Here is a 19,683-nt window from a genome sequence, read left to right as displayed (position 1 = left end):
CAAATAGAGCCCGAAACAAAACTAAAAATCAGTTTTGTTTCGGGCTCTAATTACGAGTAAGCTGCTAATGCGCTCTGATCACATCAGCTATGGCATACAGCTTCATTATTGTTCCCTTTTCTACAACTCTCCAATGCTCAAAATTGCACGAATATCGTCTTCGGTCATTTTAGCTAACTGCTCTTCATTCCCTTGAATTACTTTTTGGAATAGTTCCCTTTTCTCCTGTTGAAGAGAATTCATTTTCTCCTCAACTGTTCCTTCGGCAATCATTCGCCAGACCTCAACGACATTTTTTTGTCCAATACGATGTGCACGTCCAGCAGCTTGTTCTTCCACAGCAGGATTCCACCAAAGATCGTACAAAATAACTGTGTCTGCTCCTGTCAAATTAAGTCCAGTACCTCCAGCCTTCAAAGAGATCAAGAAAACGTCTTTTTGACCTGCATTGAAAGCATCCGCCATTTCCATTCGCTCTTTGGGCTTCGTACTCCCTCTTAGATAAAAGGTCGACAGACCTAATTCATCTAATTCTTTTTCAATAATAGACAGCATGCTGGTAAATTGAGAGAAAAGCAAAACGCGACGATTATTTTCTTTAGCTGCAATCAATAGATCTTTCACTTGTTCAAGCTTACCAGAACCACCTGAATAATCATCAATAAATAAACGAGGATCGCAGCAAATCTGGCGTAATCTTGTCAAACCTGCTAAAATACTTAAACGATTTTTCTTGAACGCATCTTGATCCATTTGGCTGACATCTTCCTGCATTTGTTTTAGATAAGCCAGATAAACTGTTTTTTGTTCCTCAGTCAGTACACTATACAAATTACTTTCAATTTTTTCAGGTAAATCTTTAAGGACCGTCTGTTTATCCCGACGTAAGATAAATGGTTGGATCATCTTAGCGATTTCTTCCGGCTTCATCGCTCTAAATAATGTACGCGTTGGAAATAGACCAGGTAAAATCATTTGAAAAATCGACCACAGCTCATCTAAATTATTTTCGATTGGCGTTCCGCTTAATGCAAAACGTTGAGGGACTACTAAACTTTTTAGCGCCTGAGCTGTTTTAGTGCCGCTATTTTTGACCATCTGGGCTTCATCTAAGATCAGATAACCTAAATCAAATGCTTGATACATATCGACATCTTGCCTTAAGCTTGCATAAGATGTGATCAAAATATCCAGATCTTTTTGAGCTACAATAGCTTCTCGCTCTACTTTGTTGCCGGCGATAACAGCTGCTTCCAGGTCTGGTGCAAACTTCTTGATTTCCGCAGCCCAGTTGTATATCAAACTCGCTGGCGCAACGATCAATGCTTTGCCTTTGATTCTATTTTCTTCTTTTTCAGAAAGCAAATAGGTAATCGTCTGCAGTGTTTTCCCAAGACCCATTTCATCTGCTAAAATACCGCCAAATTGATAATAACTTAGCATCTTGAGCCATTTAAATCCATCGACTTGATAATTTCGTAAAGTTGCTTGAATATTACCAGGTAATTTTGCTTCAAATTCTTCCGGGTGAGTCAGGTTTGTGACCATTTCCTTGAATGATTCTGAAAAATGAGCCCGTGAATTATTTTCCAGCATACTTTCGATCATCAACCCTTGGTTTCTAGGTACTTGAATCGTTCCTTGAACATTTTTCATATTTTGTCTTAACAATGTCAGTATTTCACTGGTTTGTTGAAATTCTTCTGAATCAAATGACAAAATCTCTCCTGATTCTAAGGTATAAAACCGGTCATTCCGTAATAAGCTGGATAAGACTTCATCGATTTCCTGTTCGCGGATACCACTGATATCAAACCGAACGTCCAACCAAGAATCAGAATCGGAAACTTCGATCATTGGCTGATGATGTTGAGCATCCAAGAATAATTCTCGTAGTTTTTTCCCCATCCTAACCTCGCCTAGACGTCGGAAAGCAGGAATTTCTGCTTTGAAAAAGTAATACAAACGCTCACCAGCTGGTAATGGTTTTTCATAGGCATCAACACTTTTTTGATAGCCAAATGTGCCAAGCTGCTCAAGGATTTCTTGTTCTTTTTTTCCGTCACGGATCACTTCCTGATTTTCTCCTGAAGCGATAGAATGCGTTTCATCAGTTGAGAAAATAACATCACCATAAGTAAAATCAACTCGAACTTTGATCATTCCTTTGATTTTCCTGAAAATGAAAATTGTTTCCAAAGAATGGTAAACAACTTCTCCTGAGACTTCATCACTGACTGTGACCGTCCCGATTTTTTCTAATAATGGCACAACGGAACCAAATAGATCAGATAACTCGTGTTTCTCATAAACGATCTCAGGTTTTTCGATCCGTTTCAACAATTGCAGCAAGGTAGTATAAATTGACTCTTGCTCCGGTGTAAACAGATAGACTTGATTATCACTGATCCCCCACTGATAATGCGCCAAAAAAGTAGTGATTCGATCATCGATCTTTAATTTATACGTACCATCACTTTGTTTACTAACGTCGAACAAAATCGGTAACGCGCCTCTAGTAAATGTCAAATGACGATATTTTTTCTCTTCATCATTCAGCTGAAAGTAGGGAATATGGGTCATTTTTTCGATCAATTGTTGTCCTTGATCGATCGGTAAAATGAGGTAGCGCTTATCGATCTTTCCTTTCACTTGGACACCATTCGCGCCAAGCAGCTGACTGGTTTGATAAACAGCAGCCAATTGCGACAATAACTCTTGTACTTCGATCGAAAATGCGTCTTTCTTCAAATCAAAGTAGTGCTGTTTATTGACTAAAAAAGTGCCCTCTTTTTGAAAAGTTTGTAAAAATTCACCAATATTTTTGATGATATAGGTCTTCGGTTTGACTCCTTGATACCCCAATCGAAGAGAAACACCTAAAACAGCCAGTTCGGGATAATAATTATTTGTTTCGATCACATCAATAACCACTTCAACAACTAAAGGAATTATTTTTTCCGTTTCAGCTGCTTGATTCAGCTTAGCAAAGCCTTTTGTAAACATTTCAGACATAGATACAGAACGCTTTTCAAACATCTGAGGCTGATCGTCTTTGATGATCCTTGAGGTTCCTTTTTGCCGTAAAGATAACTCAACAGCTACAGTATGTTTACAATAACCATGATCCATCCAGTATGGACATTCACAGACATCATTTTCCTTTGCTGAACCATCTAATTGTACATGGTATAGTTCATTCCCTAACACTTCAGCATGCCAGAGCTTTCGCTCTGGGTCTTGAACGATCGACAAGACTCGTCCTTCTTTCATATAATCTCTACCGCGCTCTACGATACGCTCCGGTATACTCCATTTCATATGTTCACCTCCTATGCCATTTGATAGGTCACTTTACTTTGACCATTCCCATTTGTTTTGATTTGTAACTGTTGTGGAATTCTTGCTTTTAATTCACTTACATGACTGATAATACCGATCATTCTTCCTTCATTTTCAATTGTTTCCAAGGCTTCCATCGCCATTTCTAGCGCTTCTTCATCTAAAGATCCAAATCCTTCATCGATAAAGAGTGCCTCGATCAAAACACCGCCAGCTTGTTCTTGGATGACTTCAGCTAAAGACAAAGCCAACGCTAACGCCGCGATAAAGCTTTCGCCGCCAGAAAGTGTATGGGCACTTCGACTCGTTCCCGCATTGTCATCATATACATTGATTTCAAGTCCAGTTTGATTTTTATAACTGCCCGAATCTTGGTTCAGCTCAAACTGATATCGGTTATTCGTCAACAAACCCAAACGCTGATTCGCAACAGTCAATACTTCTTCCAAGTATGTTTGAAGAACATATCGTTCTAAACTTGTTTTTCTTGGATTATCGCCATTGATCGTTGCTGATAATTGATGCAAAGCTGTCACTTCTTCCCATTTTTGTTCTACAGAAGCAATCAATTCTTTGATCTGTTTTTCTATATATTCATTTGTTTGGATTCTTTCTTGTTGCTGATAGTATTGCTCTTCTTTTGACTGAATTTCATTTGATAAAGAAGTAAGTTCCGCTTCAACTGCATCGATTTCAGGTTGTTCCTTATTCTCTAATTTTTGCTCTAGCTCAGCGAGCTGGAAGGTCAATTGGTCTTTTTTCTTATCAAATTCTGTCAATTCTTCTGTGATCTTTTCTAGTTTTGGAACTTCCTGCACTAACAAACGCAAACTCTGTTCATCAAAATCAAACATTGATTCACTGATTGCTTGTTCCAGCTGCTTTTGTGACTTTACTTGCTCCGCTAAACTGGCTTCTTTTTCCTTAGCAAGATGAACTGCTGTATTTTTTAAGATCAAATGTGTTTCCTTTACTTTTGACCATTGCTTTTCGATCGTTTCTTTCATTTCTTCCCACTGAGTATACTGTTGTTCTAATTGTTGCTTTTCATTTAGTACCTCTGCTAAAGATGTATCTTCAGTTTGTAATTGCTCTGAGATTGTTTTCAATTTTGTTTTAGCTGAAATCTGCTCTTGATTTTTTTCATTCCATTGATTTTCTTGCTCTTTCAACATCTCAATCTGCTGTTCGAGAATTGATGCTAATTCAACGCTCTTCAACTTAGCTGATTCAACTTGTACCAATGCCTGATTCAAATCATGAGCTGCTTTTTCGAATTCATCGCTTCCCTTTTTGATCCACTCTTCAGTTATTGGCTCTGATAGTGTCAAGAAAGATATCTTATTTAAGGCTTCTCTCGATAGCTCCAGCTTCTTCTCTTGTTTTTGCAGTTCACTTGTCAGCTCTACCTTACTTGTTTGAGCTTGCGTAAGTTCTGACTGAAGCATCGCTGCAAGTGCTTCCTGCTTTTGTGCCTTTTTCTCCAGCTCATCTAACTGACTTTCCATCATTTGGATTTCTTCGAGTGAAAATTCTTGGTGCTCGTTTTGTATAGGATGTTCAAGAGAGCCACAGACAGGACAAGGTTCTCCCTCGACTAAAAGCAGGCTTAAGCGGCTAATTTGCATTTTTGCCCACTGGCTTTTTTGTTTTTTGACTTGCTCATAAACGGCCGTTTTCGTTTGTTCAGCTTCTGCCAATGCTGTTTTTTTATTGGTGATTTCTTCTCCTAACCGTTCTTTTCTTTGTTCTAGGCGTTGGGTATTTTCCCAATTTTCGAGAAATATTGCCCACTGCTCCTGACTTCGTTCTAATGTCAGCTGATCTTTTTCGATCGTTGCTTGCTGCTCAACGATCAACTGTTGTTCCTGATATGCTTTTTGGGTGATGGCTTGCTTCTCTTTGATTTCTGTTAATCGACTATTGATCTTTGCCAAAGTCTGTTGATTTTGCTGAATATCTTTATTTACTTTCTCTTTTTCCTCGTATAAAGGAATTTGAAATTGCAATTTAGTGATTTTTTCTTTTATTTGAGCCAATGCCGCTGCTTGACTTTGACTCGTCTCATGTTCTTTTTTCCAATGCAGTTCTAATTCCTGCTGCTTTTCTTGTTCCAATTGATTGGTCTGTAGTTGCTCCGTATAAGACAAAACTGCCCGATTTTTTTCGTCGATTTTTTCGATGACGCTTTGATGATCTTTGATCCACTTCAGTTGCTGCTCTTCTGTTCGCAGCTTTTCTATCAACTCAGCTGTTTCATCTAATTGGGCCTTTTGTTTTTCTAACAGTGCCTTCTTAGTAAAATCATTGATCAATTCTTCCAACTGAAATTTTTCTTGTTCCTTCGTTTGCTTTTTCTGTTGAAGGATAGTCACAGCTTCTTTAGTTGCTGATTGTTGCTCCAGCATTTCTTTTTGTTGTAGATTCAATCGTGCTAATTGCCGTTCCACCGTTTGTTCTGCTTCTATGTCAGTCAGCCAATATAATTGATCCAATTTAGCCTCAATTGTTTGTTGTGTTGCTTCGATCCCTTTATTGACTTCCTTTAACTGTAGTTTAAGCTGTTCATTCAAGGTCTGATATAAACGAGTGCCAAAAAGATTTCTCAACACCTTTTCTTTATCACTACTATTTGCGATTAAAAAGGTGCGAAATTCTCCTTGAGGTAAAAGCACGATCTGAGCAAATTGGTTAGCATCTAAATGAAGCAATTCCTGAATAAAAGTATCAACTTCACGTCGCTTGGTATATTCTCTAAGTTCTTTGCCTTTGTGATCTTTAACCACCAATGAAATCTTGGCACTCTGTACTCTAGTACCATCCCCGCGCTTTTTAAATAGTTTCTGTTCAGGCTTTCGTAGAATATCATAAACATGGTCTCCATGTGAAAAAGTCAAATGAACTTCCGTCGGTTCAGAAGGATCTGCAAATGTTGAACGCATTTCTTTTCCCTGCCGCAGCTTTCCAGAGCTTTCGCCAAACAAAGCATAGCTTAACCCATCAAAGATCGTTGTTTTTCCAGCCCCTGTCTTACCGCTGATCAAAAATAATGAGGAATCTTCAAATCGGCTAAAATCGATCGTTTCGTCAATAAAAGGGCCAAAGTTTTTCAATGTTAAATTTAATGGTTTCAACTTATTTCCCTCTTTCTGATTGATGGATTTCAGCTAATTGTTCTTTGATCCATTTTTGCTGTTGACCAGTTGGTTCTTCACCAGTGACTTCTGAAAAAAACTGTTCGACCAATTGATTTGGTGCTAGTTTTTTTAATCCAGCTTTGGTTGTTTTCTTTGCCGTTTGGTCTTCTCTTCCATACAGTCGTTCAACACCAATGATTCTAGGATACACTTGTCTTAGTTGATTCATCATATTTGGAATAACCGCGCGATCTGTCAATTGCACATGAAGATAATCATCTTTTTGGATCGTTTCATAAAATTCAGGTGAGATCAGTTCCTTGAAACTCCCCTTGATCTGTATGATGTCCCTTACCGGTTGAATTTCTTTGAATTCAAGCGCTAATTTTTGAACGTCGATATCTACGAGCCAAACCCCTTTTGTCTGATTCAGCTCAGATAATGAAAACTTCAACGGCGAACCGCTGTATCTAGCTGTCTCTGATTGAAGAGCATTTTTCCCATGAAGATGACCTAAAGCGACATAATCAAAAGCATCCAGTGTTGCTAATGGTACGGTATCTAGTCCGCCAACCATCAATTTTGTTTCTGAATCTGTTTTTTCACTGCCAGCCACAAAAAAGTGACTAACTAAAACATGCGCCTTCTCCGGATCAAAATGCATGGTCATTTCTTTGACGACTTCTTTCATTGCCTGTTCGATCGTTCTGATTTCTTCATTTTCAAAATACAAACGAGCAGAAATCGGCTCAAAATATGGCAATAGAAAAAATTGAGTATCGCCCATTTCGATTGGCTGAAATGCTTGCTCTAAGCGTGTATGTAAATAAAAATCAGACTGTACAAACCAAGGGCCGCCTGTTTCTAGACGAGTGCTACTGTCGTGATTTCCCGAAATTGCTAAAATTGGCAATTTTTCCTGCAAATTCATTTCAATGACCATCTGATTGAAAAGTTCAATTGCCTCCACCGCTGGTACAGAACGGTCATACAAATCTCCTGCAATAACGATTGCATCAACTTTTTCAGTTTTTGCAATTTGCAAAATTTGGTCAAATGCAGCTTTTTGGTCCTCTAATAAATCAAATCCATGCAGTTTCTTGCCAATATGCCAATCAGCTGTATGTAAAAAACGCATTCCTTCACCACCTAAAAAAAGTCCTTCTCACTATTATACCAAATTTATGGAAAAAGAGGTCATCCAAATGTATTGTAATTATTAAAATTGCATCAAAAAAAGAACCAAAACCTATTTAGGTTTCAGTCCGCTTGTTTTACTCTTTGATTTCATATTTGAAGTTCGGATCGATTTCTTTATCTAAACTATCAAACGCATTTTGCATTCTTCGTTCCACTTCAGCAATACCCTCTTTGTCCATTTTTGGAACATCGCTGATATCGATCGGCTCTCCAAATCTCACAGTGACACGACGACGTTTGAACAAGTCTTTTAATGTTAATGGTCCTTGATAAACTGCTGGAACGATTTTGACTTTCGCCATTTTGGCGATCAAAGCGACGCCGCCTTTTAGTTCAGAAGAATGTCTCGTCCCGCTTGGAAACATGATCAAACTTAAATCTGTGCTTTTCAAACTTTTGACTGGTGTTTTGATCGCACTTGGCCCTGGCTTATCCCGATCGACCGGAAAAGCATTGGCGTGACGCAGGATGAAGCTTAAAATACCATTTTTAAATAGTTCTTTCTTGGCCATAAAGCTAAACTTTTTAGGTGAACCGCCAACAGCCAAATAAAGAGGCTCCCACCACGTTCTATGAGGTGCAACTAAAATATAATTTTCATTTTGAGGAATACGGTCTTTTTTTTCATAATGTGCATTGCCATTGATAATAAATAGCACAACACGCACAACACCGCGCATAAATGTAAAAAACATAATTTTCTTCCTTTCTTTTCACTAGTTATAAGTATGCCGAAAGCTTTGGTGTTTGACAAGTCTTTTTCTTTAGTTTCTTATGATTCTTAATCGTAGTATAATACAATGATTTTAGTGATTCCATCAAAGTGTCTTTTACATTAAGAATCATTGTCAAGTCTTTCTATTTCAGCATAAGTACTATATAATCTAAGAAAAATGGAGGCTATCTTATGGTTGAATTCAAACAACCGGCACTTAGTGAAAATGAAGAGAAACTGATCGAACTGCTTTCTGAAAATCAACTTGAAGAGAAACAAATTCCTTCTGAAGCAAATTGTGATTTTTCATTGGCGCTTTACGACGATGGACATTATCTTGGCGGAGTCACAGCAAATAAATGGATGAACATCACACATATTTCTCTACTTGCGCTTGTCAAAAGTGCCCGCGGAAAAGGTTATGGAACAAAGCTTTTAAAAAAAGGCTGAAGTTTTTGCTGCAGAAAAAGGAGCATCTGTCATTACGATCCATACACAAGATTACCAAGCAAAAACATTTTATGAACAATTTGGTTATTCCGTTTTTGGAAAACTAGAAGATGTTCCATTTGAAGGAACAACAAAGTTTTATTTAATGAAAAAAATTTAATTATAATCTACTTAAAGGAATGAACAATACATGCTATTACCAGGTGAACGAATCGATCAATTATTTGCTGATGATATCCAGATCATCCAAAGTAAAGAGGTGTTTTCTTTTTCGATCGATGCTGTCTTGCTGGCAAATTTTCCCAAGCTTCCTAAAAAAGGAGTAGTCGTAGACTTATGTGCCGGTAATGGTGCTGTGGGTTTATTTGCCAGTAGAAAAACAGACGCTAGAATCATACAGATCGAACTTCAAACACGCTTGGCCAATATGGGACAGCGTAGTATCCAGCTTAATCAGCTAGAACAACAGATGATTATGATCGAACTAGATCTAAAAAAGGCAACAACAGCGATCAAGCCAGACTCTGTCGACCTTGTTTTATGTAACCCTCCTTACTTTAAGGAGCTGCCAACCAGTCAGAAAAATCCTAATCCTCACCTAGCGATCGCTCGCCATGAAATTCATACGACGTTAACTGAAGTCGTTGAAGTCTCTTCAAAGCTATTAAAAACTAACGGACGCTTAGCGATGGTTCACCGTCCTGATCGCTTTTTAGATATTTTACATGCAATGGAAGCTGCTGATATTGCACCTAAACGAGTTCGATTTGTCTATCCGAAAGTTGGAAAAGAGGCAAATGCATTATTGATCGAAGGAATCAAACAAGGAAAGAAAGATGGTTTTCGTGTTCTTTCTCCTCTATTTACTTATGATGAAGAAAATAATTATTTACCAGAAATGAAGGCGATGTTATATGGAAACTGAGCACTACTTTTACGTTCTTCATTGTAAAGATGATACTTACTATGGCGGTTACACAACTGATCCTGATCGCCGCCTGAAAGAACACAATAGCGGAACTGGTGCAAAATATACGAGGCTTGCTTCACGTTTACCTGCACAAATGGTCCACGTCGAAAAATTTACCAGCCGAAGTGAAGCAACTAAGGCAGAGTATGCCTTTAAAAAATTGACTCGTAAACAAAAAATAGCCTATTTAAACAAAAACCATCCTTGATCAAAAAAACTGATCAAAGATGGTTTTTATTTATTCAACCTGCATTTTCAACTCCTGCTTTACCTTATAAAGGAAGAATAATAAGAAAAGAATATTCACAAGTAAGAACGGAGCTGTATAATCTTGCAGCAGCAACCCTATCACCACCCAGCCGACAAAATAAAGAATATTTTTACTGATGAAAGGGAGATAATTGTACTCTTTTTTCGTATAGATGACCATATTGACAAGCGTGCCGCCCAGGAAACAAATTAGGCTGGCCGCTAAACACAGAACAAAAAACAGTGGATCGATCTCACCTTTTACGTAGTTTTCATATAAGACGATCGATAGTTCCAATCCAGCAAATACAAAATAATGAGAATGGATCAAGACCAGCCCTGCCGTAGTTTTTTGCCGATCGATCCCAGATTTATAGATCGTATTATAAAATAGAAACATCACAACGATCAATAAAAAGAACAAGACACTACTAAACTGAATGTCATTAAATAAAATCGTACTGGCAACAGCTATCACAGCCTCACCAAACAACAGTAAGGTAAATAAACTGTAACGCTCAGTCAAATGTTCAAAGTTGGTTGGAAAATCCAATAATGCTTTTTTTGTCACGATCGGGAAAAAAGCGGTGATAAAAATTGAAAATGCATAGATAGCAAAACGAAGCCAATAGCTTCCAAACGGCAGTATTGAAATGAATCCGAGCACTCCACTTACGACTAAAACTACCGCCAATTGAATACATAACTTTCTAATAATTTCATTATCCGTACTTTTCATCTTCAAGTAATACTGCAAAGCAATACTAAAAAACAAAATAGAGGTCGCGCCTGCAAATGTAAAATGAGTTCGCTCAAAATCGACATTGATCGACTGCGCTAAAATAATGACCCAAAACATATCAAAAAATAAAAAAAGAGCACTTAACTTATTTTTGATCGAAAAACGATTCGCAAAAACGGTTTGGTAAGTCCAAATCGTCCAAAAAACAAGCGTCAGCATCAAAAATTCTCCAAGGCTTTTGAAAGACAACAGGTGATCTGTTCCGACAAGTAAAATAGAGGCGATTTTACTAATAGCATACGCAAAAATCAAATCATAAAACAATTCAAACTCAGTCACTTCTTTTTTCAGTATCTGCATTTGATCACTTCCATTCTGATTTAATAAGTTCTCCTGTTCTTTATTATTATAATGGTTCTTTTACCATTAATACAAAAATAGTGATCTTTCGCACTAAAAAAGTGTCTGGGACAAAACTCAGCGAGTTAAATCCCGGACACCTGGAATCCAAATAAGCGGTGAGAGCAGAAGCAATCCCTTCGGAAATAAGCTAGAATTCACAAAAATTTGGAAAATAATTTTCGCGGATTTTTTCTTAATTTCTCGGGATTAGACACTTCTGTCTCAACCTATTTTTTCTATTCAATTATTTGAGCACCTAATGTTTGTTTGAAGTGCGTTAAGGCCCACTCATGACCTACTGGATCAAAACTGGCGACTGCTGATTTGTGCACAACAATTTGATACCCTAGATTATACGCATCTACTGCCGTATGCAGGACGCAAATATCTGTACAAACACCTGACAAATGAACTTCTGTGATCTTTCTCTCACGTAAACGGATATCTAAATCCGTCCCGCTGAATGCAGAATAATGACGCTTATCGATCCAATAAACATTTGACTGATCCGAGCTTTGCTCATAAAGATCAGCAAGTGCTCCATACAACTCTCTGCCCGTTGTACCCTTGAGATTATGGGGAGGAAACAGCTCATTTTCAGGATGATATCGATCTTTTGTATCATGGCAATCTATTGCATAGACAACAAAATCATCATTTTCAGTAAATGTTTTTGTCAATTCGACTAATGCGGATTCAATCGCTTGTCCAGCCTGCCCTGTCGTCAAAGCGCCCTCAGTGGCTACAAAGTCATTAGTGTAATCAATAGAAATCAGTGCTTTCATCGCTATCCCTCCAATTTAGACAAGATGTTCTACAAAATGAATCACCATTTGAGCAGATTTCTCGCCTGCTTCTTCAATGAACTCATCAAACGTTTGACTTGCCTCATGATCAGCCGTATCACTGATTGCCCGAACAACTAGGAACGGAATCTTGAATTGTGCCGCAGCTTGAGCAATAGATGCCCCCTCCATTTCACAAGCTAAAGCCTCTGGAAAGTCTTGAAGGATTTTTTGTACTTTTACTTTATCGTTGACAAATGAATCGCCTGTAACGATCAGCCCATGTCGAACGGACATTCCAGTTTTTTCTGCAGCTTTTTTCATTTCTAGCTTCAAATATTCACTGCACTCATAGTATAAAGGCATGCCAGGCAGCTGTCCTGGTGCATAGCCGAAGCCAGTGACATCAACATCAAAATAAGCTAATTTATCAGAGATCACTACATCACCGACTTTTAACCCTGATCCTATACCGCCAGCTGAGCCAGTATTTATGACCATGTTTACTCCGTATTGGTGGATCAAAAGCGTCGTCGTAACTGCTGACAATACCTTACCGATCCCTGAACGAACAACGATCACTTCATGACGACCTAAAGAACCTGAGACAAAAAGTGCTCCTGCTCTTTCCCACGAACGAGTATCTGATAATTTTTCCTTTAAAATTTTTACTTCCTGATCCATCGCACCGATAATACCGATTTTCATACTGATTACCTCTTTTCTATAAATTCAATACAATAAATATCACGATCGCAAGTAAAATGGCAACAACAATAATCGCTTTCGTCAATGTGCTGCTCCGTTCGCGGATTTTTGTCTGCTCATTTGATCGGCTTTTTGTGATTTCCTTTTGCTTTTTATGTTCTTTGCGGTAAAAGCTGGAAATTTCTTTTTCCTTTTTGCGGTATTCTTTATCCGCTTCTTTTTTTTGTTGTTCCAAATATTTCTGTTCTTCTCTTTCAGCCTCTTCTTTTCGCTTGCGTAATTCTGTCCGAGTGACCAGCGGACCTTTGCTCATCGTTTATCCTCCTTTAGCTGCTGCAATTCCCAATATTGTACAGCAAAGATTGTTTTGGCATCGCAAATCAATCCGCTAGCGATTTCAGCTTTTGCCTCAGCTAATGTTAGTGTATATAATTCTATCACTTCATCATCATCTAATGGACGAGGATTAGGAACTTTTTCAAGTTGTTCAGCAAAATAAATATGAAGTAGTTCATTCGCAAAACCTGGTGAGACATACATAGAGTTTACAAAAGAGAACTTATTTGCACGATAACCTGTTTCCTCTTCTAACTCTCGCTCAGCCGTTTCTTTAGGATTATTCTGTTCTCCAGGATCGATTTTGCCGGCAGGAATTTCCAAAGTAACTTTTTCCAGTGGTTTTCGATATTGTTTGACCATGATCATTTTATTATCTTCTGTGATCGGAATGACTGCAACAGCACCTGGATGAAACACTAATTCTCGTTTTCCCGTTCCTCCATCAGGCAGCTGAACATCATCGACGACGACCTCAATGATATGACCTTTAAATATTTCATTTCTGGAAATCGTTTTTTCTTCAAAATCTTCAAAATTCATCATACTGTTCACCAATCTTTCTATCGATATCATACCTTAATTTTGAAATTTTATCACTTCTGCTTCTTTTTGTGAATCCTTTCTCTCAATTAATTGCTCATTTATGCGCAATTCACATGATTTATTAACAATAACTTAGGACTTTTGCTATCAGTTACAATTATACCAGTAATTAGTCTTAAAAAACTTTTTTTCGATTTTACTCGCTAAAATAAAAAAAGAAGGGAAACAAGACGCTCGTTTCCCTTCTTCTCTATAAAAACTTTTTTATAATTCTGTCAATGATTTCATAAGCTTGATCATATCAGGCTCATTCTCCTTCTTTGTACTTTCTAAAGTCCAGCTGATACATTGAAGGTAGTGGTCTTCGCTTTCCATTAAATCATACATGTAATAAACTTCTATACCGTCTTTCGTTGCAGTGAACTTACGGCGTTCACCTTTCATCCCGTTATATTTGATCGATTCTTTTTTCTCATTCGATATCTCTCCTAAATCAGAAATATCGACTGATTTTTTAAACGCAGAAAAATTTTCAAAATCTTTTTTGGCTTCACTTAACACAATATAATAGGTTTCTGTATTCGAATTTTTCACGCTAATATCTGCATTATCACTCAATTCTTTTGTCTCGACAGTCTCCCATCCTGTTGGAAGCTCTACTTTAAAGTCACCATTACTTGTCTTGATCACTTCTACTTTGCCCTTGTCTTCAGTAGAAGATTGTGTTGTTGTTTCTGTCGCTTGTTTATTTTCATCTATTGTACTACTTGTCTCAGTGCTATCTCTGGGTTCATAAAACACTTCATCGCCTTCATAGGAAACAGATTCCTCAATGCTGGAACTCGACTCTTCTTTATAGGCATCCTCTATTATTTCTACCTCAGCTTTACGCCCAAAACAACCTGTGAGCATAAACCCTACAAATAAAAGCGGTATGATATTTTTTATCTTCACTGTATTTCTCCTTTATACCAAATCATTATTATCCATTATACCCTATGGTTTTGCTTTTTTCTCAGATTTCTTTTGACTTTTTTGTGAATAGGATGCATCATTCTACATCCTAAGTAGTAAAAAACAGTTGAATTCACTTGTCATTTCTTACATTTTCTCTAAATATTAAAATCCATCTTTGGACTGATATTCTTTCTTAAGTAGAATGTGCTAAAATAGCATATATAGCGAAGGAAAATTAACTTTCGATGGAATAAATGATTGGAGGGAACTGAAATGAGAACAGGAAAACTTATTAAAATAATTGCCTACTTGATTTTAGCTGGCTTCGTTCTGCGTTTTATTACCGGTATACATCTACCTGCCGTTATCGTGGCTTTAGTGATATTAATGGTGCTGCTCTTTACTGGGTCAAACAAAAAGAATGTGAAAAAAGAAGAACAGCTGCCTAGCTTGACCAAGGCAAAAGAAGAACATTATTCTGAATCAGGTATGACAGATCAGGAAATCACCTTTTTCCGTGATACGATGAACACAACAAAAAAACAGATCATTAAACTGCAAGAAAATATGAACGCCTCAACTAAATTGAGAGCGATCGATTTGCGCAATGATACATTGCGAGTATCCAAAGCTTTGTTCAAGGAATTAGTTAAGGAGCCTAAAAAGCTTCATTTAGCAAATCATTTTCTTTACACACACTTACCTAACTTAGTTGATTTAACAAGTAAGTATTTAGAAATCGACGATCATGAAATCAAAAATAAACAAACCTATGAAAAATTAGAAGAAAGTGCTCAAATTATCGATCAAGTCTCAAAATTGATCAAAAAAGATTATGAACAATTTGTTGCAGACGATTTAGATGATCTAGATATTGAGATTTCCGTTGCTAAAAACAGCTTAAAAAGAGATAATGAACATAGTGAAAATGAAGAATAATATCATTAACAGCACTATGTAAGCTCGTTTATGCACAGAGGAGGAAACTATATGGAAAATAAGCCAAAAGATGTGACACCTGTCAGTGATACTTTAGATGATTTATTAAATAACCCGTTTTCAACCCCTATCGATTCATTGACTGCTACACAGCAAAGCGAAATTTCTGCTTTACAGGATCAGCAAGTTGCTGCCCGTTTGGTAGATAAATTACCAGAAGAACGTCAGGCACAGGCCAGAGAATTAGCGTCAAAAATCGATGTACAAGATGCCCAAGCGGTCATTACTTATGGAGCTGCTGCTCAAACAAAATTAGGAGAATTCTCTCAATCAATGTTAAATCATGTGCAAGCACAAGATATCGGCCCTCTTGGCGATTCATTGACCGATTTGATGTATCGTCTAAATGAAGCGAACCCGGATGAATTACGGACTGGTGAAGGAAATATTTTCCAAAAAATGTTTGGAAAAGTCAAACAGTCGATCTTTGAAATCACTGCAAAATATCAAAAAATCGGTGCACAAATCGATAAGATCGCCATCAAACTTGATAAAGAAAAAAATGGCTTGCTAAAAGATAATTTAATGCTGGAACAGCTGTATAACAAAAATAAAGATTATTTTGATGCATTGAATATCTATATTGCTGCAGGAGAATTAAAAATCGAAGAGTTACAAACAACGATCATCCCGGAAGCAATGAAAAAAGCAGAAGAATCAGGCGATCAGATGGACGTACAAATCGCCAACGACTATACACAATTTTTAGATCGTTTAGATAAACGGACGCATGACTTGCGATTGGCTCGTCAAATCACGATCCAGCAAGCACCGCAGATTCGTCTAATTCAAAATACCAACCAAGCATTAGCAGAAAAAATTCAGGCATCGATCAATACTGCCATTCCACTTTGGAAAAACCAAGTAGTTATTGCTTTAACTCTTTTGAGACAAAAAGATGCTGTAACTGCCCAACGCCAAGTCTCTGAAACAACCAATGATCTATTGAAGAAAAATTCTGAAATGTTGAAAATCTCAGCAATCGAAACTGCTAAAGAAAACGAACGCGGTATTGTTGATATTGAAACATTACAAAAAACACAAAATGACTTAGTAGAAACGATCCAAGAAACATTACGTATTCAAAAAGAAGGAAAAGAAAAACGTAGAGCTGCTGAAATCGAATTAGGTCATATGGAAGAAGATCTGAAAAATAAATTATTGGAATTGACTCAATAAGAATCAGAGCCCGAAACAAAGCTATTTTCTAACTTTGTTTCGGGCTCTTTTTTTGATGTAGTAAATAAAGCTGCTAAGCCTACTTGGCTTCTTTCATTCTTGTTTATACGATTAACAAAAATAAATATCTTCATGATTTGCACACTTAGAATTGAATTGGTGACCACAATTTGGACAAGAACCGCTTTGTTTATATTGATCATAATTCATTTCAACAGAGCAGACCCCACAGAGAATTATTTTGACCTGGGAATCTTTACTGACCGGCCAAGCCTTAAAGCTATGCTCTTCCATTTCATCGTGGCAATGATAGCATGCATAATACGTCCGACATTCATAACACTGATTGGCAACAACATCATACTCAGAATCATAATGACTGCATCTGCCATGCTCATCGACACCGATGCCGCTGATCCTCTTCACTATTGTTCCCCTTTTTTTAGAAGAACTTTTGACAGTCTCTTAGCAACAAAAGCAGTTAAAAAGGCCTTGATCGTATCCCCAGGAATAAATGCCAAACTTGCCACTAAACTTTTTGAAAGAGAAACATCTGATAATAGACTTACGCCAACAGCACCACAAAAATCAATGAAAACTGCGCCAAAGATAAACGTAATGATAAATGCATAGATAAGCTTCTGATTGTTTGGATTGAATTTTTCAGTTAACCAGCCAATCAAAAAAGTCGCAAAAGGATACGCGAAAAGATATCCTGCCGTAATACCTATAAATACAGTGATCCCACCGCGTCCACCTGCTAAAATCGGAAATCCGATTGCTGTTAGTAGTAAAAACAGCAGCGTAGCAATCGTTCCATTCTTTTTCCCTAAAAGTAACCCACTCAACATGAATCCAGCATTTTGAATAACGATCGGCACTGGTAACAGACTAATTGGGATCGGCGGGAAAAATCCTAACACAATAATAATGCTTATCATAATTGCAATTCTTGTAATATCTTTTGTCTTCATAGGTCGGCTCCAAACTATTTGTATTTGTTGTATCTTTAAAATACTATTTACTTCTTCTTTTGTCAACCTATTTAAAATAAAGGTTAACTAAAAAGCAGGAGACTCAATTATATCCTCACATCAATAAGATTTACAGCTATTTCTTTTACTATTTTAGGAGGTCTGATCGATTTTTCTTTCCAAAAACTGTTCAACTTGTTCAAGTTCAAACTCATTTTCACTATTTTTTTGACATAATTTATGTTGTTTTCTAAATGATAATGGTGGTAAATCAAATTTATCCTTGAATGATTTATTGAATGCCCTAAGACTGGAGAAACCTGTGTCCAAAGCGATGTCCATAATTTTGGCATTCGTCTTTTTTAGAAGACAAACACTGTAAAATAGTCTGACTTCCCGTAAATAGATTTGGATAGAAAAACCTGTACTCTTTCTAAAGTTTTGAAAAAGAGTATATTTATCCAACATAAAATGTTCGACCAATTTTTCTAAGCAATGCTCCTCCATATAATTTTTATTGATATACTCCAAAATCTCAATAAAATCAGTGAATGGGCTACCATCGCCTCTCATGGTCTTCTCGATAAATATAATCTGATTTCTCAGTAACAGCTTCAACAAATACTGAGGATGTTCTTTATAAAGTAGACATTTTATAATTTCTTGATAGATTTTTTCACTAGAAATTGTTAAAGGACTGGGTTGTTTAAATCGACAGTTCATCCACTTTTCTGGCGTAATGTTCAAGCTTACACTTAATACCTGATTCTTGCTGCTTGGAAAAACACTCATCACTTCATTCTTATTCAATAGGTAAATCTCCCCTTTTTTCAACACCACATACTGATCCAATAAAATCAATTCGATTTGTCCTGAAATAACCATCAACAGTGTTAATTCCTCATTAAGATAAAGCATTTTTTCTTCTATTTCGCTAGTGAAATATTTAGTGATCGTTGTTTTAAATCCTTGTTTGCTATGCATTCTCTTTGCTCCCTCATGTTTTTCATTTTTATTTTTCCTTCTTGATAAAGATACGCAGAAGTTTAGGATTTTTATTTTTTATCAATCATCAGTCTTTAGTTGTTTTTCTTGTTGATAATGATACAATAAAGTAAAAAGTACTTTTATCTAATTTAGAGAGGATGAGCGATTTGGTGCACTTTAATTCTAGGGAAGAAGAAAAACAATACTATGAGCAACACGCTAGTGAAGCCGAATTTTTAAATTGGTATCATCAACAAGAACTTCCTGAATATGAAAAGCCTTCTCTGACCGTAGATATTGTTTTGATGTGCTATAACAAAGAAGAGGATCAATTAAAAATATTATTGATAAAAAGAAAAGGCCATCCTTATCGAAATTCATGGGCATTACCTGGGGGATTCGTCAACCGGAATGAGTCTACTGGTGAAAGCGTACTGCGTGAAACGACTGAAGAAACAGGCGTTGTTATTTCTAAAGAAAATATTGAACAGCTGCATAGTTTCAGCAGACCTGATCGTGATCCGCGCGGCTGGGTCGTGACTGTCAGCTATTTAGCATTTATTGGAGAAGAACCATTGATTGCAGGAGATGATGCTAAAGAAGTACGCTGGTTTACGATGGAACGTGGCGGAGATCTTCTTTCACTAACTAATGGCAGTGTAGAGATTATTTTGGACTTGAAAACAGGTGCTTCAAACGGCAAAGATACATTAGCTTTTGACCATAGTGAAATTATTTTAAAAGCATTTAATCGGGTTTCAAACAAAATGGAGCATGATCCGCAAGTTCTACAGGTATTGGGAAAAGATTTTACAATTACTGAAGCACGTAAAGTATTCGCTAAATTTTCTGGCGTCGACTACAAAACGATCGATCACTCAAACTTTAAAAAAGCAATGCTTCATCATTTTGAAGAAATTGGCGAGCGTCCCGTAGGAATCGGTCGTCCTTCAAAAATTTACCAGCTAAAACCTGAAAATTCATTGAATGACCACTAAATGTCAT

18 protein-coding genes and 2 pseudogenes are annotated in these 19,683 nt (G+C 37.0%); 6 read left to right on the top strand and 14 right to left on the bottom strand.

Going from position 1 to position 19,683, the window contains the following annotated elements; genetic code table 11:
• Positions 1 to 120: 120 nt before the first annotated feature.
• The 5 genes and pseudogenes from A5889_RS15040 to A5889_RS15025 form a co-directional block, all read right to left on the bottom strand.
• The gene (locus A5889_RS15040; protein WP_087639605.1) at positions 121 to 3,321 is read right to left on the bottom strand and encodes a DEAD/DEAH box helicase; all 3,201 of its coding nucleotides are present in this window, start codon (positions 3,319 to 3,321) and stop codon (positions 121 to 123) included.
• A gap of 11 nt (positions 3,322 to 3,332) precedes the next feature.
• A pseudogene (locus A5889_RS16520) lies at positions 3,333 to 3,884 on the bottom strand (SbcC/MukB-like Walker B domain-containing protein); the annotation flags it as partial.
• A gap of 2,001 nt (positions 3,885 to 5,885) precedes the next feature.
• Positions 5,886 to 6,476 (bottom strand): annotated as a pseudogene (locus tag A5889_RS16515) (AAA family ATPase); the annotation flags it as partial.
• Between the two features lies 1 nt (position 6,477).
• Complete coding sequence (locus A5889_RS15030; RefSeq protein WP_087639603.1) at positions 6,478 to 7,617, bottom strand: exonuclease SbcCD subunit D; 1,140 nt, start codon at positions 7,615 to 7,617, stop codon at positions 6,478 to 6,480.
• A 136-nt stretch (positions 7,618 to 7,753) separates the two neighbouring features.
• Positions 7,754 to 8,374: a lysophospholipid acyltransferase family protein gene (locus tag A5889_RS15025; protein ID WP_087639602.1), complete on the bottom strand. Its 621-nt coding sequence runs from the start codon at positions 8,372 to 8,374 to the stop codon at positions 7,754 to 7,756.
• A 212-nt stretch (positions 8,375 to 8,586) separates the two neighbouring features.
• Here A5889_RS15025 and A5889_RS15020 point away from each other — a divergent pair, with 212 nt between their 5' ends.
• From A5889_RS15020 to A5889_RS15010, 3 genes are all read left to right on the top strand, one after another.
• Positions 8,587 to 8,844: a GNAT family N-acetyltransferase gene (locus tag A5889_RS15020; protein ID WP_242585321.1), complete on the top strand. Its 258-nt coding sequence runs from the start codon at positions 8,587 to 8,589 to the stop codon at positions 8,842 to 8,844.
• 190 nt (positions 8,845 to 9,034) lie between these two features.
• Positions 9,035 to 9,769 (top strand): tRNA1(Val) (adenine(37)-N6)-methyltransferase, encoded by a 735-nt coding sequence (locus A5889_RS15015; protein WP_087639601.1) that lies wholly within the window; start codon positions 9,035 to 9,037, stop codon positions 9,767 to 9,769.
• The gene (locus tag A5889_RS15010; RefSeq protein ID WP_087639600.1) at positions 9,759 to 10,022 is read left to right on the top strand and encodes a GIY-YIG nuclease family protein; all 264 of its coding nucleotides are present in this window, start codon (positions 9,759 to 9,761) and stop codon (positions 10,020 to 10,022) included. Before A5889_RS15015 ends, A5889_RS15010 begins: the two co-directional genes overlap by 11 nt.
• Before the next feature lie 30 nt (positions 10,023 to 10,052).
• Here the strand turns inward: A5889_RS15010 and A5889_RS15005 are convergent, their stop codons facing one another.
• From A5889_RS15005 to A5889_RS14980, 6 genes are all read right to left on the bottom strand, one after another.
• Complete coding sequence (locus A5889_RS15005) at positions 10,053 to 11,165, bottom strand: low temperature requirement protein A (RefSeq protein ID WP_087639599.1); 1,113 nt, start codon at positions 11,163 to 11,165, stop codon at positions 10,053 to 10,055.
• A gap of 278 nt (positions 11,166 to 11,443) precedes the next feature.
• Positions 11,444 to 11,992 carry a cysteine hydrolase family protein gene (locus tag A5889_RS15000; protein WP_087639598.1) on the bottom strand — a complete coding sequence of 183 codons (549 nt, stop codon included), beginning with the start codon at positions 11,990 to 11,992 and terminating at the stop codon, positions 11,444 to 11,446.
• 15 nt (positions 11,993 to 12,007) lie between these two features.
• A complete protein-coding gene (locus tag A5889_RS14995; protein WP_087639597.1) occupies positions 12,008 to 12,700 on the bottom strand; it encodes a 5'-methylthioadenosine/adenosylhomocysteine nucleosidase in 693 nt (230 codons plus the stop codon).
• A gap of 16 nt (positions 12,701 to 12,716) precedes the next feature.
• Positions 12,717 to 13,013, bottom strand: coding sequence for a cell wall synthase accessory phosphoprotein MacP (gene macP, locus A5889_RS14990; protein WP_087639596.1), 297 nt, complete (start codon positions 13,011 to 13,013; stop codon positions 12,717 to 12,719).
• Positions 13,010 to 13,582 carry an NUDIX domain-containing protein gene (locus A5889_RS14985; RefSeq protein WP_087639595.1) on the bottom strand — a complete coding sequence of 191 codons (573 nt, stop codon included), beginning with the start codon at positions 13,580 to 13,582 and terminating at the stop codon, positions 13,010 to 13,012. Before A5889_RS14985 ends, macP begins: the two co-directional genes overlap by 4 nt.
• Positions 13,583 to 13,846: 264 nt before the next feature.
• Positions 13,847 to 14,536 (bottom strand): hypothetical protein, encoded by a 690-nt coding sequence (locus A5889_RS14980; protein ID WP_087639594.1) that lies wholly within the window; start codon positions 14,534 to 14,536, stop codon positions 13,847 to 13,849.
• 276 nt (positions 14,537 to 14,812) lie between these two features.
• Between A5889_RS14980 and A5889_RS14975 the strand changes: the two genes are divergently transcribed.
• Positions 14,813 to 15,478, top strand: coding sequence for a 5-bromo-4-chloroindolyl phosphate hydrolysis family protein (locus A5889_RS14975; protein ID WP_087639593.1), 666 nt, complete (start codon positions 14,813 to 14,815; stop codon positions 15,476 to 15,478).
• Between the two features lie 51 nt (positions 15,479 to 15,529).
• A complete protein-coding gene (locus A5889_RS14970; protein WP_087639592.1) occupies positions 15,530 to 16,717 on the top strand; it encodes a toxic anion resistance protein in 1,188 nt (395 codons plus the stop codon).
• Between the two features lie 111 nt (positions 16,718 to 16,828).
• Here the strand turns inward: A5889_RS14970 and A5889_RS14965 are convergent, their stop codons facing one another.
• The 3 genes from A5889_RS14965 to A5889_RS14955 form a co-directional block, all read right to left on the bottom strand.
• Complete coding sequence (locus A5889_RS14965) at positions 16,829 to 17,143, bottom strand: CHY zinc finger protein (RefSeq protein ID WP_087639591.1); 315 nt, start codon at positions 17,141 to 17,143, stop codon at positions 16,829 to 16,831.
• The gene (locus A5889_RS14960; protein WP_087639590.1) at positions 17,143 to 17,691 is read right to left on the bottom strand and encodes a biotin transporter BioY; all 549 of its coding nucleotides are present in this window, start codon (positions 17,689 to 17,691) and stop codon (positions 17,143 to 17,145) included. The genes A5889_RS14965 and A5889_RS14960 overlap by 1 nt, the downstream gene beginning before the upstream one ends.
• A 153-nt stretch (positions 17,692 to 17,844) precedes the next feature.
• Positions 17,845 to 18,675 (bottom strand): helix-turn-helix domain-containing protein, encoded by an 831-nt coding sequence (locus A5889_RS14955; RefSeq protein ID WP_087639589.1) that lies wholly within the window; start codon positions 18,673 to 18,675, stop codon positions 17,845 to 17,847.
• A gap of 161 nt (positions 18,676 to 18,836) precedes the next feature.
• On the opposite strand from A5889_RS14955, the gene A5889_RS14950 reads away from it, so the two are divergent.
• Positions 18,837 to 19,676 (top strand): NUDIX domain-containing protein, encoded by an 840-nt coding sequence (locus A5889_RS14950; protein ID WP_422389706.1) that lies wholly within the window; start codon positions 18,837 to 18,839, stop codon positions 19,674 to 19,676.
• Positions 19,677 to 19,683 lie beyond the last annotated feature (7 nt).

This window comes from Enterococcus sp. 9D6_DIV0238, from assembly GCF_002174455.2.
GTDB lineage: Bacteria > Bacillota > Bacilli > Lactobacillales > Enterococcaceae > Enterococcus_L > Enterococcus_L dunnyi.
The sequence above is the reverse complement of the archived record's forward strand: the minus strand, read 5'-3'. Positions and strand labels throughout refer to the sequence as shown.